Source organism: Novosphingobium clariflavum (genome assembly GCF_026420865.1).
Classification (GTDB): Bacteria; Pseudomonadota; Alphaproteobacteria; order Sphingomonadales; family Sphingomonadaceae; genus Novosphingobium; species Novosphingobium clariflavum.
Genome location: NZ_JAPCWC010000006.1, coordinates 184,618 through 197,384 on the forward strand (window position 1 = coordinate 184,618; position 12,767 = coordinate 197,384).

The 12,767-nt window shown below is 62.9% G+C and carries 13 protein-coding genes; all 13 read left to right on the forward strand.

The genetic code is table 11. The annotated features are described in order from the left end of the window. Positions 1-5 precede the first annotated feature (5 nt). The 13 genes from OKA11_RS10585 to OKA11_RS10645 are packed head-to-tail and all read left to right on the forward strand — an operon-like array spanning position 6 to position 12,759. Positions 6-311 (forward strand): nuclear transport factor 2 family protein, encoded by a 306-nt coding sequence (locus tag OKA11_RS10585; RefSeq protein ID WP_267220256.1) that lies wholly within the window; start codon positions 6-8, stop codon positions 309-311. Further along, positions 308-508: a hypothetical protein gene (locus OKA11_RS10590; RefSeq protein ID WP_142634004.1), complete on the forward strand. Its 201-nt coding sequence runs from the start codon at positions 308-310 to the stop codon at positions 506-508. Before OKA11_RS10585 ends, OKA11_RS10590 begins: the two co-directional genes overlap by 4 nt. Continuing rightward, positions 501-1,169, forward strand: coding sequence for a complex I 24 kDa subunit family protein (locus OKA11_RS10595; RefSeq protein WP_142634002.1), 669 nt, complete (start codon positions 501-503; stop codon positions 1,167-1,169). Before OKA11_RS10590 ends, OKA11_RS10595 begins: the two co-directional genes overlap by 8 nt. Further along, complete coding sequence (nuoF, locus tag OKA11_RS10600) at positions 1,169-2,470, forward strand: NADH-quinone oxidoreductase subunit NuoF (RefSeq protein ID WP_142634000.1); 1,302 nt, start codon at positions 1,169-1,171, stop codon at positions 2,468-2,470. The genes OKA11_RS10595 and nuoF overlap by 1 nt, the downstream gene beginning before the upstream one ends. Beyond that, on the forward strand, positions 2,470-4,488 hold the full coding sequence (gene nuoG / locus OKA11_RS10605) for an NADH-quinone oxidoreductase subunit NuoG (protein WP_267220149.1): 2,019 nt from the start codon (positions 2,470-2,472) through the stop codon (positions 4,486-4,488). Before nuoF ends, nuoG begins: the two co-directional genes overlap by 1 nt. Then, positions 4,485-5,531, forward strand: coding sequence for an NADH-quinone oxidoreductase subunit NuoH (gene nuoH, locus OKA11_RS10610; RefSeq protein WP_142633996.1), 1,047 nt, complete (start codon positions 4,485-4,487; stop codon positions 5,529-5,531). The genes nuoG and nuoH overlap by 4 nt, the downstream gene beginning before the upstream one ends. Further along, positions 5,528-6,013, forward strand: coding sequence for an NADH-quinone oxidoreductase subunit NuoI (gene nuoI / locus OKA11_RS10615; RefSeq protein WP_142633994.1), 486 nt, complete (start codon positions 5,528-5,530; stop codon positions 6,011-6,013). Before nuoH ends, nuoI begins: the two co-directional genes overlap by 4 nt. Before the next feature lie 12 nt (positions 6,014-6,025). Continuing rightward, complete coding sequence (locus tag OKA11_RS10620; RefSeq protein ID WP_267220150.1) at positions 6,026-6,643, forward strand: NADH-quinone oxidoreductase subunit J; 618 nt, start codon at positions 6,026-6,028, stop codon at positions 6,641-6,643. Next, on the forward strand, positions 6,640-6,945 hold the full coding sequence (gene nuoK, locus OKA11_RS10625; RefSeq protein ID WP_142633990.1) for an NADH-quinone oxidoreductase subunit NuoK: 306 nt from the start codon (positions 6,640-6,642) through the stop codon (positions 6,943-6,945). Before OKA11_RS10620 ends, nuoK begins: the two co-directional genes overlap by 4 nt. A 4-nt stretch (positions 6,946-6,949) precedes the next feature. Beyond that, the gene (nuoL, locus tag OKA11_RS10630) at positions 6,950-9,046 is read left to right on the forward strand and encodes an NADH-quinone oxidoreductase subunit L (RefSeq protein WP_267220151.1); all 2,097 of its coding nucleotides are present in this window, start codon (positions 6,950-6,952) and stop codon (positions 9,044-9,046) included. Positions 9,047-9,050: 4 nt separating this feature from the next. Next, the gene (locus OKA11_RS10635) at positions 9,051-10,586 is read left to right on the forward strand and encodes an NADH-quinone oxidoreductase subunit M (RefSeq protein ID WP_267220152.1); all 1,536 of its coding nucleotides are present in this window, start codon (positions 9,051-9,053) and stop codon (positions 10,584-10,586) included. Beyond that, the gene (nuoN, locus tag OKA11_RS10640) at positions 10,586-12,049 is read left to right on the forward strand and encodes an NADH-quinone oxidoreductase subunit NuoN (protein ID WP_267220153.1); all 1,464 of its coding nucleotides are present in this window, start codon (positions 10,586-10,588) and stop codon (positions 12,047-12,049) included. The genes OKA11_RS10635 and nuoN overlap by 1 nt, the downstream gene beginning before the upstream one ends. Beyond that, a complete protein-coding gene (locus tag OKA11_RS10645; RefSeq protein WP_267220154.1) occupies positions 12,046-12,759 on the forward strand; it encodes a biotin--[acetyl-CoA-carboxylase] ligase in 714 nt (237 codons plus the stop codon). The genes nuoN and OKA11_RS10645 overlap by 4 nt, the downstream gene beginning before the upstream one ends. The last annotated feature ends 8 nt before the right edge of the window (positions 12,760-12,767 follow it).

Sequence of the window (12,767 nt, forward strand, 5' to 3'; positions counted from 1 at the left end):
AGCTGATGATCGCGCACTACAACGCGCAGGACGCCGATGCTTACGTCGCCCTCATGACCGACGACGCATGCGAGGCGGGCTATCGCGGTGCAGTCGTTCGCGAAGGCAAGGAAGGCACCCGCGAGGGGCTGAAGAAGATGTTCGCCGAGTTCCCCGAGAACCGTGCGGAAATCCTCTCTTCCTACGAACTGGGCGAATATGTCGTCCTGCACGAGCGTGTGTTCCGTTCGGCGAGCGCGGAGCCTTTCGAAGTCATGTCGGTGTACAGCTTCGAGGGCGACAAGTGCTCGCGGGTTGAGTTCATCCGATGAAATTCAACACGCTCGAACTGATCCGCATCTGGGCCGCCGTCACCGGTGTGGCCCTTGCGGTGTGGTATTTTGCCGCCGTCTATCTCGATCTCCAGCCCACCGGCGCTCTGCCGATGCTGGTGACCGCGATCGGCGGTTTCGAATTGTTTCTTTTCGGCCAGGACCAGTGGCTGAAGCGCAGGGGTAAGCATGGCTGACCGCTATATCGAACCCGACACGCCCGAACTTCGGGCCCGTTGGGGCAATTTCGCCTGGACTTCCGAAAACGCCGAGAAGGCGAAGGAAGTTGTCGCGCGTTATCCGGAAGGGCGCCAGCGCTCGGCCGTGATGCCGCTGCTCGATCTCGCCCAGCGTCAGGTTGGCGCGGAAGAGAACACGCAGGGCTGGCTGCCGATCCCGGTGATGGAATACATCGCCGCCTATCTCGACATGCCGATCATTCGCGTGGTTGAGGTCGCGACCTTCTACACGATGTACAACATCGCGCCGATCGGCCGCTTCCACGTGCAGGTCTGCGGCACCACGCCGTGCATGCTGCGCGGATCCGACGACCTGCTGGCGACCTGCAAGTCGCGCGGCATGAAGAAGGGCCACATCTCGGAAGACGGCTTGTGGTCGTTCACCGAGGTCGAGTGCATGGGCAACTGCGCCTCGGCGCCGATGGTCCAGATCAACGACGACAACTACGAAGACCTCACGTCGGAGCGCCTCAATGCGGTGCTCGACGCGCTGGCACGTGGTGAAACGCCCAAGGCCGGCACCCAGGATCCCGCCCGTCACACCGTTGAACCGGTGGGCGAGCCGACCAGCCTGGCGGCCATGATCACCGAAAACCATGACTATCGGAGTGAGTGGTAATGGCTCTCCTCGATAAGGATCGCATCTTCACCAACCTCTACGGCTATCAGCCGTGGAATCTGAAGGAAGCGCAGGCGCGCGGCGCCTGGGACAACACCAAGGCGCTGATCGAGCGCGGCCGTGAAGCCATCATCGACGAGATGAAGGCCTCGGGTCTGCGTGGCCGCGGCGGTGCGGGCTTCCCGACCGGCATGAAGTGGTCCTTCATGCCCAAGCAGCCGCCGCTCGACCAGAACGGCAACCCGAAGCCCAGCTTCCTCGTGATCAACGCGGACGAATCCGAACCGGGTTCGTGCAAGGATCGCGAGATCATGCGCCACGATCCGCACCTGCTGTTCGAAGGCGCGCTGGTCGCGGGCTTCGCAATGGGTGCGCGCGCGGCCTACATCTACATTCGCGGCGAATACATCCGCGAGGCAGAGACGCTGTTCGCGGCGCGTGAAGAAGCCTACGCAGCCGGTCTGCTTGGCAAGAACGCCTGCGGTTCGGGTTACGATTTCGACGTCTTCGTCCACCGCGGCGCCGGCGCCTACATCTGCGGCGAAGAAACCGCGATGATCGAAAGCCTCGAAGGCAAGAAGGGCCAGCCCCGCCTGAAGCCGCCGTTCCCGGCCGGCGCGGGCCTCTACGGCTGCCCGACCACGGTCAACAACGTGGAATCGATCGCGGTTGCGCCGACCATCCTGCGCCGCGGCGCAGCTTGGTTCTCCAGCTTCGGCCGTGAGAACAACAAGGGCACCAAGCTCTTCCAGATCAGCGGGCACGTGAACCGTCCCTGCGTCGTCGAGGAAGAGATGTCGATCCCGTTCAGCGAGCTGATCGAGCGTCACTGCGGCGGTATTCGCGGCGGCAAGGACAACCTGCTGGCGGTGATCCCCGGCGGTTCGTCGGTTCCGCTGGTGCCGGCTGCCGAGATCTGGGACGCGCCGATGGACTTTGACGGCCTGCGCGCTGTCGGTTCGGGCCTCGGTACCGCTGCCGTCATCGTCATGGACAAGTCCACCGACATCGTCCGCGCCATCAGCCGCATCTCGTACTTCTACAAGCACGAGTCCTGCGGTCAGTGCACCCCCTGCCGCGAAGGCACGGGCTGGATGTGGCGCGTGATGGAGCGCCTGCGCACCGGCGATGCGCAAGTCGAGGAAATCGACATGCTGCAGCAGGTGACCAAGCAGGTCGAAGGCCACACCATCTGCGCTCTGGGCGACGCTGCGGCGTGGCCGATCCAGGGCCTGATCCGTCATTTCCGTCCGGAGCTTGAGCGCCGGATCGCCGAAAACGTCCGCGAGGCTGCCGAGTAATGCCCAAGGTCAAAGTCGACGGCGTCGAGATCGACGTCCCCACCGGCGCAACCGTGCTGCAGGCCTGTGAGCTTGCCGGCAAGGAAATCCCGCGCTTTTGCTACCACGAACGCCTGAGCATCGCCGGCAACTGCCGCATGTGCCTGGTCGAAGTGAAGCCCGGACCGCCGAAGCCCCAGGCTTCGTGCGCGCTTCCGGCCGCCGAAGGCCAGGAAATCCGCACGGATTCCGAAATGGTCAAGAAGGCGCGGGAAGGGGTGATGGAGTTCCTCCTCATCAACCACCCGCTCGACTGCCCGATCTGCGATCAGGGCGGCGAGTGCGACCTTCAGGACCAGTCGGTCGCTTACGGTCGCGGCGCTTCGCGCTACGACGAGAACAAGCGCGCGGTCACTGAAAAGTACATGGGCCCGCTCATCAAGACGACGATGACGCGCTGCATCCACTGCACCCGCTGCGTGCGTTTCTCGGAAGAGATCGCCGGCGTGGACGAAATCGGCGCGCTCTATCGCGGCGAGAACATGCAGATCACGACCTATCTCGAACATGCTGCCAAGCACGAGATGTCGGCCAACGTGATCGACCTGTGCCCGGTCGGCGCGCTCACCTCGCGTCCCTACGCCTTCGAGGCCCGTCCCTGGGAACTCAAGAAGACGCTGGGCATCGACGTGTCGGACGCCACGGGCGCCAACATCCGCATCGATGCGCGCGGCCGCGAAGTGCTGCGCGTGCTTCCTCGTAACAACGATGACGTGAACGAGGAATGGATCAGCGACAAGGCGCGCTACATGGTCGACGGGCTTACCAAGCGCCGTCTCGACAAGCCATTCCTGCGCCGTGACGGCAAGCTCGTCGCGGTCAGCTGGAACGAGGCCTTCGCCGCCATCGCCACGCTGAACCCGGGCAACTCGATTGCCGCCGTCGCTGGCGACATGGTCGATTGCGAAACGATGTTCGCCGCCAAGAAGCTGGTCGGCGCGCTCGGTTCGACGCTCATCGAAGGTCGCCAGACCGGGATGGATTATGCGACGGACAGCCTGGCCGCCGTCAACTTCAACACCACGTTCTCGGGCATCGAGACGGCTGACGCGATCCTGATCGCCGGCAGCAACGTGCGCTGGGAAGCCCCGCTGCTCAACGTTCGCCTGCGCAAGGCGGTCAAGCGCGGCGCCAAGGTGTTCCTGGTCGGTCCCGAGTGGGAAACCACCTTCGGCGGCCAGTTCCTCGGCGAAGACCTGTCGGTCCTCGGCAATCTTCCGCAGAACGTCGCCGATGCGCTGTCGAACGCCAAGCGTCCGGCGGTGATCCTCGGCGGTGCGGCGCTCGGCCGTGGCGGTCTGGAAGCGGGCCTTGCGCTCGCAGCCCAGTTCAACCTCGTGCGCGATCTTGAAGACGGCACCAAGTGGAACGGCTTCAATGTCCTCCACATGGCGGCGGCCCGCATGGGCGGCCTGATGCTCGGCTATGCGCAGAAGGGCGGCATTGCCGACCTCGTTGCCGCCAAGCCCAAGGTCCTGCTTGCGCTCGGCGCCGACGAAGTGGACTTCACCCAGTTTGCGGGTTCGATGATCGTCTACATCGGTCACCACGGCGACAAGGGCGCCCATGCGGCCGACGTGATCCTGCCGGCTTCGGCCTACACCGAAAAGGCGGGCACTTACGTCAACACCGAAGGCCGCGTGCAGTGGGCCGACAAGGCCGTATTCGCACCCGGCGATGCCCGTGAGGACTGGACGATCCTGCGCGCTCTGGCCGATGCCTTCGGCGTGAGCGTTGGTTTCGACACCTTCGATCAACTGCGAAACGCAATGATCGCGGAAGTTCCTGCACTTGGCAGCGAAGGTCTGGCCGACTACGGCAGCGTTCTGCCCCTCGGCGGTGGTTCCGCTGCCGGTCAGATCGCCTATCCGATCAAGGACTTCTACATGACCAACCCGATCGCCCGTGCAAGCGCCGTCATGCAGCGCTGCTCGGCCGAAATCCTCCATGGGGAAGAGCTGGCGGAGGCCGCGGAATGACCGCTTTCTTCCAAACTCTCGGGATGAGCTACGAGTGGGCGTGGTTTGTCGCCACCGTCTGCGGCATTCTGCTCATCGCGCTGCCGCTGATGCTGGCCGTGGCCATGATCATCTATGTCGACCGCAAGATCTGGGCCGCCATGGCGCTTCGCCGTGGTCCCAACGTGGTCGGTCCGTTCGGTCTGCTCCAGTCCTTCGCGGACGGCCTGAAGGTCTTCCTTCAGGAAACCATCATTCCTTCGGCGGCGAACAAGGGCCTGTTCCTGATCGCCCCGGTGGTGACCTTCACGCTGGCGCTGCTGTCTTGGGCGGTGATCCCGTTCAATTCGGGCGCCTTCGTTTCCAACATCAACATCGGTCTGCTCTACATCCTCGCGATCAGCTCGCTGGGTGTCTACGGCACGATCATGGCGGGCTGGGCTTCGAACTCGAAGTACCCGTTCTTCTCCGCGATGCGTGCTTCGGCGCAGATGATCTCGTATGAAGTCTCGATCGGCTTCATCCTGATCACCGTCGTGCTCTGGGCGGGTACGTTCAACATGAACGACATCGTCTGGGCACAGAAGGGCCACGTGCTGGGGATCATCAACGGTTTCGCCGCGAACCCGCTGCTGTTCCCGATGTGGGTGATGTTCCTGATTTCGAGCCTTGCGGAAACGCAGCGTGCTCCTTTCGATCTCGCCGAAGCGGAATCGGAACTTGTCGCCGGCTATCAGACCGAATACTCGTCGATGGCTTTCGCCGCCTACTGGCTGGGCGAATATGCCAACGTGCTCCTGATGTGCGCGCTCAACGCGACGCTGTTCTGGGGTGGCTGGCTGCCGCCGCTCGACATCCCCGTGCTGTACCTCGTTCCGGGCTTCATCTGGTTCCTGATCAAGGTTTTCGGCTTCTTCTTCGTGTTCAGCTGGATCAAGGCCACCGTTCCCCGGTACCGCTATGACCAGTTGATGCGCCTGGGCTGGAAGGTCTTCCTGCCCGTATCGCTGCTGTTCGTTGTTCTCGTCAGCGGCTACCTCATGGCTACCGGACACTTCCAATGACCGTCGGACAACTCATAAAGAGCTTCACGCTCTGGGAGTTCGTGAAGGCGCACTGGCTGACCTTGAAGTATTTCTTCAAGCCCAAGGCGACGATCAACTACCCCTTCGAGAAGAACCCGCTTTCGCCGCGCTTCCGTGGTGAGCACGCCCTGCGCCGTTATCCCAACGGCGAGGAACGCTGCATCGCCTGCAAGCTTTGCGAAGCGATCTGCCCGGCGCAGGCGATCACGATCGAAGCCGCGCCGCGTGAGGACGGTTCGCGCCGCACCACGCGCTACGACATCGACATGACGAAGTGCATCTACTGCGGCTTCTGCCAGGAAGCCTGCCCGGTGGACGCCATCGTCGAGGGGCCGAACTTCGAATACGCGACCGAAACGCGCGAGGAACTGCTCTATGACAAGGCCAAGCTACTGGCGAACGGGGACAAGTGGGAGCGTGCGATCGCCGCGAACCTTGAAGCCGATGCGCCGTATCGATAGGGGCCCGCGGACATGATCCAGACCATCGCCTTCTATCTGTTCGCTGCGCTGACCATCGCGTCGGCCGCTGCGACGATCCTCTCGCGCAACCCGGTTCACGCGGTGCTGTTCCTGATCCTGGCGTTCTTCAACGCTGCCGGGCTCATGGTGCTCACCGGCGCCGAGTTCATCGCCATGCTGCTCGTTATCGTCTATGTCGGTGCCGTTGCGGTCCTGTTCCTCTTCGTCGTCATGATGCTCGACATCGACTTCGCCGAACTGCGGGCCGGGTTCGTCAAGAACTTCCCGCTCGGCCTGCTGGTCGCGGTCGTGCTGCTCGCCGAGATGGTGCTCGGTATCGGCGCTTACAAGTCCGGCGGGCTCGTACTGGGCACGGCTGACGGCACCAACGCCGCACCTGCCGGCACCACGAACATCGAAGCCATCGGTGCGCTGATGTACAGTCGCTACCTGTTCCTGTTCGAAGCTGCCGGTCTGATCCTGCTCGTCGCGATGATCGGCGCCATCGTGCTGACCCATCGTCAGCGTGGCGATACGCGCGGCCAGAAGATCAGCAAGCAGATCGCCCGTCGTCCCGACGAAGCGACCGTCAACGTCAAGCCCGAAGTGGGCAAGGGGGTCCAGCTGTGATCGGCGTCGAACATTACGTGGTCGTGAGCTCGATCCTCTTCGTGCTCGGCGTCCTCGGCATCTTCCTCAACCGCAAGAACGTCATCGTTCTGCTCATGGCGATCGAACTGATCCTGCTTGCGGTCAACCTTAACCTCGTCGCGTTCAGCGCCGCCCTGCACGACCTCACGGGTCAGATCTTCGCGATGTTCGTGCTTACGGTCGCTGCCGGCGAGGCCGCAGTGGGGCTTGCAATCCTCGTGATCTACTTCCGTGGCCGCGGCACCATCGCCGTCGACGACGTCAACCGGATGAAGGGATAAGGCCTTGCAGCATATCCTGATCATCGTCTTCCTGCCATTACTGGCAGCGATCATCGCCGGGCTGGGCAACAAGCAGCTCGGCAACGTCGCCGCGAAGTCCATCACGACGGGCGCACTCTTCGTGTCGTGTGCCCTGTCGTGGCCGATCTTCCTTCAGTTCCTCGGCGGTCACGCCGAAGCCAGCGTCGTTCCGGTCCTCAAGTGGGTCCAGTCGGGCGCCATGACCTTCGACTGGGCGCTGCGTGTCGACACGCTGACCGCCGTCATGCTGGTGGTCATCACCTCGGTCTCCGCGCTCGTGCACCTCTATTCCTGGGGCTACATGAGCGAGGAGCCGGATCAGCCGCGCTTCTTCGCGTACTTGTCGCTGTTCACTTTTGCCATGCTCATGCTGGTGACGGCGGACAACCTGGTGCAGATGTTCTTCGGTTGGGAAGGCGTGGGTCTTGCCTCGTACCTTCTGATCGGCTTCTGGTTCCGCAAGCCTTCGGCCGGCGCTGCCGCGATCAAGGCCTTCGTGGTCAACCGCGTCGGTGACCTCGGCTTCATGCTCGGCATCTTCGGTACGTATCTGGTGTTCGGCACGGTCTCGATCCCCGAGATCCTGCACGCTGCGCCCGGCATGGCCGGTTCGACCATCGGTTTCCTTGGTGCCCGTTTCGACACCATGACCGTGATCTGCATCCTGCTGTTCATCGGCGCGATGGGCAAGTCGGCGCAGCTCGGCCTGCACACCTGGCTTCCGGACGCGATGGAAGGCCCGACCCCGGTGTCGGCGCTGATCCACGCGGCCACCATGGTCACCGCCGGCGTCTTCATGGTCTGCCGTCTCTCGCCGATGTTCGAGACCAGCGAAACCGCGATGCACATCGTCGCCTTCGTCGGTGCCTGCACCTGCTTCTTCGCTGCTACCGTGGGTTGCACCCAGTGGGACATCAAGCGCGTGATCGCGTATTCGACCTGCTCGCAGCTCGGCTACATGTTCTTCGCCGCCGGCGTCGGTGCCTATGGCGCCGCCATGTTCCACCTGTTCACGCACGCCTTCTTCAAGGCGCTGCTGTTCCTCGGTGCCGGCTCGGTCATCCACTCGATGCACCATGAGCAGGACATGCGCTTCTACGGCGGTCTGCGTAAGCACATCCCGATCACCTTCTGGGCGATGACGGCGGGTACGCTGGCCATCACCGGCGTCGGTGTTGCTGGTTTCGCCGGTTTCGCAGGCTTCCACTCGAAGGACGCAATCCTCGAAGCAGCCTTCGGTTCGGGCTCGCAGGTTGGCGGTTTCGCCTTCTGGATGGGTATCGCTGCCGCGCTCATGACGAGCTTCTATTCGTGGCGCCTGGTCTTCCTGACCTTCTTCGGCAAGCCGCGCTGGATCCAGTCGGAGCACATTCAGCACGCCGTCCATGACGCACACGGTCACGACGATCATGCCCATGATGACCATGCGCACGACGACCACGCTGACGATGTACACGCCCATGCCGCACCCGAACTCGGTTCGCGCGGTCCGGACTACTCGCAGCACGGTGACGGTACGGGTGGCTACCATCCGCACGAAAGTCCGCTGGTGATGCTGCTGCCGCTGATCATTCTCTCGATGGGTGCGATCTTTGCCGGCTACGTGTTCCAGCACGCCTTCGTCTCCGAAGGTGAGGGTGAGTTCTGGAAGGGCGCACTGGTCTTCCACGAACACCTGATCCACGCGATGCACGGCGTGCCGACCTGGGTGAAGTGGGCACCGTTCACGGTGATGGCGCTGGGCCTGCTGACCGCATGGTACGGCTACGTGAAGAACCTTTCGTTCCCCAAGGCAGTCGCCGCACAGCTCGGGCCGGTCTACACCTTCGTGTACCGCAAGTGGATGTTCGACGAGCTCTACAACACGATCTTTGTCCGTCCCGCTTTCTGGTTCGGCAACGTGTTCTGGAAGGCCCTGGATATCGGCGTGATCGACAAGTTCGGTCCCGACGGCGCGGCCTGGGTGGTCGCGAAGGGTTCGACTTACGCGCAGAAGGTCCAGTCGGGCTATCTGTACAGCTACGCTCTTGTCATGCTGATCGGCGTCGTAGCCGCCATCAGCTGGGTGATCGCGGGATAAGATGATGAGTGGTTTTCCGATCCTCAGTCTGATGCTGTTAGTGCCGCTCGCGGCGGCACTGGCTTGCCTCTACCTTGATGCCAAATCGGCCCGTGTCGTGGCGCTTGTCGCCACGCTCGTGGACCTTGCACTTGGCATCGTCCTCTGGATGAACTTCGACGTCGGCGGCGCGCAGTGGCAGTTCCAGGAGCGGCACGAGCTGTTCTCGGGCTTCTCCTATGCCCTCGGCATCGACGGCATTGCCTTGCTTCTGATCATGCTTTCCGTCTTCCTCATGCCGATCTGCATCGGCGCGAGCTGGAATTCGATCGAGAAGCGCGTCGGCGAATACATGGCCGCCTTCCTGCTCGTTGAAACGCTGATGATCGGCGTGTTCGTGGCTCAGGACATCTTCCTGTTCTACATGTTCTTCGAAGCAGGCCTGATCCCGATGTACCTGATCATCGGTATCTGGGGCGGTGCGGACCGTATCTACGCTTCGTACAAGTTCTTCCTCTATACGCTGCTCGGCTCGGTGCTGATGCTCGTGGCGATGCTGTGGATGGTCCACACCGCCGGCACGACCTCGGTCCCCGAACTGATGAACTACGACTTCGATCCGAAGGTCCAGACCTGGCTCTGGCTCGCCTTCTTCGCCAGCTTCGCGGTGAAGATGCCGATGTGGCCGGTCCACACCTGGCTTCCGGCGGCCCACGTTCAGGCGCCGACCGCAGGCTCGGTCATCCTGGCGGGCGTGCTGCTGAAGATGGGTGGCTATGGCTTCATCCGCTTCTCGCTGCCGATGTTCCCCGAAGCCTCGGCGCAGTTCGCGCCGCTGGTATGGGGCCTGTCGATGGCCGCGGTCGTCATCACCTCGCTTATCGCGCTGGTGCAGGACGACATGAAGAAGCTGATCGCCTATTCGTCGGTCGCGCACATGGCGATCGTGACCATCGGTCTCTTCGCCTTCAATCCGCAGGGCCTTGAAGGCTCGATGCTGGTCATGCTCAGCCACGGTCTCGTTTCGGGCGCGCTGTTCCTCTGCGTTGGCATCATCTACGACCGCCTGCACACCCGTGAGATCGCCCGTTATGGCGGCCTCGCCATCAACATGCCGCGTTACGCGCTGTTCTTCCTGCTCTTCACGATGGCCTCGATCGGCCTTCCGGGCACCAGCGGTTTCGTCGGCGAATTCCTGAGCCTTGGCGGTATCTACCAGGCATCGAGCTGGACGGCGCTGATCTGCACCACCGGCATCATCCTGGGCGCTGCCTACATGCTCTACCTCTATCGCCGTGTCGTCTTTGGCGACCAGAAGAATGCCGATGCCGCCGCCATGGTGGACCTCGATGCACGCGAACTGATCATGGTCGGTGCGCTTGGCCTCGCGGTTCTGTGGATGGGCGTTTATCCTGAGAGCTTCATTGCTCCGATGCGCGCGGACATCGCCGCGCTCGACGCCCGGCTCGCTCGCGCAAAGCCGGAAGGAGACGCCAAGTTGGCAATGGGCAAGCAAAAGCCTGCGCACGAAGAAGCAGCTGCGCATGAGGGGGCACACTGATGGACTGGTCACAGTCGCTGCGCCTGATCGCGCCGGAAGAAACGCTTAGCATTGCAAGCCTGATCTTGCTCCTTGTCGCCGCCTGGGGCGGTGACAAGGCAGCCAAGCTGATCTCCGTACTCGCCGTGGCGGCGCTTGTCGCCGCCGGTGTCCTGGTCGCTCCCGCCTTGTGCGGCGGCGCCATGGGCACCGAGACTTTCGCCTTCTACGGTCAGTTCAAGGCTGACGCTTTCGCGTCCTACGCCAAGGTTCTGATCTACATTTCGGCCGCCGTTTCGCTGGTGGTCGCGCCGAAGTTCTTCGATCGCTTCAACGCGATGCGCGCCGAATATCCGGTGCTTGTCCTGCTGGCGGCGATCGGCATGGGCATGATGGTTTCGGCAACGAACCTCATCACGCTCTACATCGGTCTCGAAATGAACTCGCTTGCCGCCTATGTGCTGGCAGCCTTCCTGCGTACCGACGGCCGTTCGGCCGAAGCGGGCCTCAAGTACTTCGTGCTGGGCGCGCTGGCCTCGGGCATCCTGCTTTACGGCATGAGCCTGACGTACGGTTTCGCCGGCACCACTTCGTTCGACGGTATCAGCGCTTCGATGGCGCATGGTCTTTCGAACGGCGCGCTGTTCGGTCTCGTCTTTGTCTTCGCGGGTCTTGCCTTCAAGATCAGCGCCGTGCCGTTCCACATGTGGACGCCCGACGTCTACGAAGGCGCACCGACCCCGGTGACCACGCTGTTCGCCACGGCCCCCAAGGTCGCGGCCATGGCGCTGACGATGCGCGTCGCCATCGAGGCTTTCGGCGACCAGGCCCACGCCTGGCAGCAGATCATCGTCTTCGCGGCACTGGCCTCGATCGTTGTCGGTGCTCTTGGTGCCATCCGCCAGTCGAACATCAAGCGACTGATGGCCTATTCGTCGATCAACAACGTCGGCTTCATGCTGGTCGGCCTTGCCGTCGCCACGCCTCAGGGTATCTCGGCCATGCTGTTCTACCTCGCGATCTACGTCGCGATGTCGGTCGGCGGCTTCGCGATGATCCTGATGCTCACCGACGAGCACGGCAACCAGGTCGAGGACCTGAGCAAGATGGCCGGTCTGTCGCGCACCCGTCCGGGTCTTGCGCTCGGCCTTGCCATGATCATGTTCAGCCTTGCCGGTATCCCGCCGATGTTCGGCTTCTGGGGCAAGTTCCTGGTCTTCAAGGCAGCCGTTGACGGCGGTATGATCGCGCTCGCGGCGCTGGGCTTCGCAGCCTCGGTGATCGGTGCGTTCTACTACCTCAAGGTCGTCAAGGTCATGTACTTCGACGAACCGGCTGACGTCGTGAAGGGTGAGAGCGACATCTGGCACAAGCTGATCCTGATCGGCTCGTGCGTCGTCATCTCGCCGCTCGGCTTCTTCCTCACCAAGTGGCTGGGTCATCTGGCCGACACGGCCGCTGCGGCCCTCTTCACCGCCCTTTGATCGAGGTCGTTGAAGAGACGGCTTCGACCAATGCAGATCTCGTCCGGCGCCTCGGCGCCGGCGAGAGCATTGACGAGGGCTTCTGGCTGCGCGCGGTGCGACAGAGCGCCGGGCGCGGCCGCCGGGGCAAGGCCTGGTCCTCCCCCGAGGGCAATCTTTACGCCAGTACGGTAGTCGCGCGTCGCGCCGGTGATCCGCCCGTTCATACGCTGGCCTTTGTTGCGGCGGTGGCCGTTCGCGATCTTATCGTCTCGCTCCTGCCCGGCGGAACTGCGATCCAGCTCAAATGGCCCAACGACGTTCTTGTCGAAGGCGCCAAGATCAGCGGCATTCTGCTCGAACGCCGTGGCGATGATGTCATCGTCGGGATCGGCATCAATGTCGTTTCGGCGCCCGAACTGGCCGACCGTGCGACAACTTCCATTCATTCTGCCAAAGGGCGCATTGCAGACGCTCACGGCGTGCTGGAAATCCTGGCAGATGCGTTTGCCGAACGTCTTGTGCAGTGGCGTATGGAAGGGCTATCCGCGACGCTGAATGCCTGGCAGCAGGGCGCCTATCCGCAGGGAACGGCGCTGAAAGTCATGCTGGACGGGGACGGGGAGGTGACCGGCACCTTTGCGGGGCTTGACCCGGACGGTGCTCTGCGCTTGCGTCTCGCGGATGCCAGCCTACGTGTCATCCATGCGGGCGACGTCTCGCTGGTCTGAAGGAATTT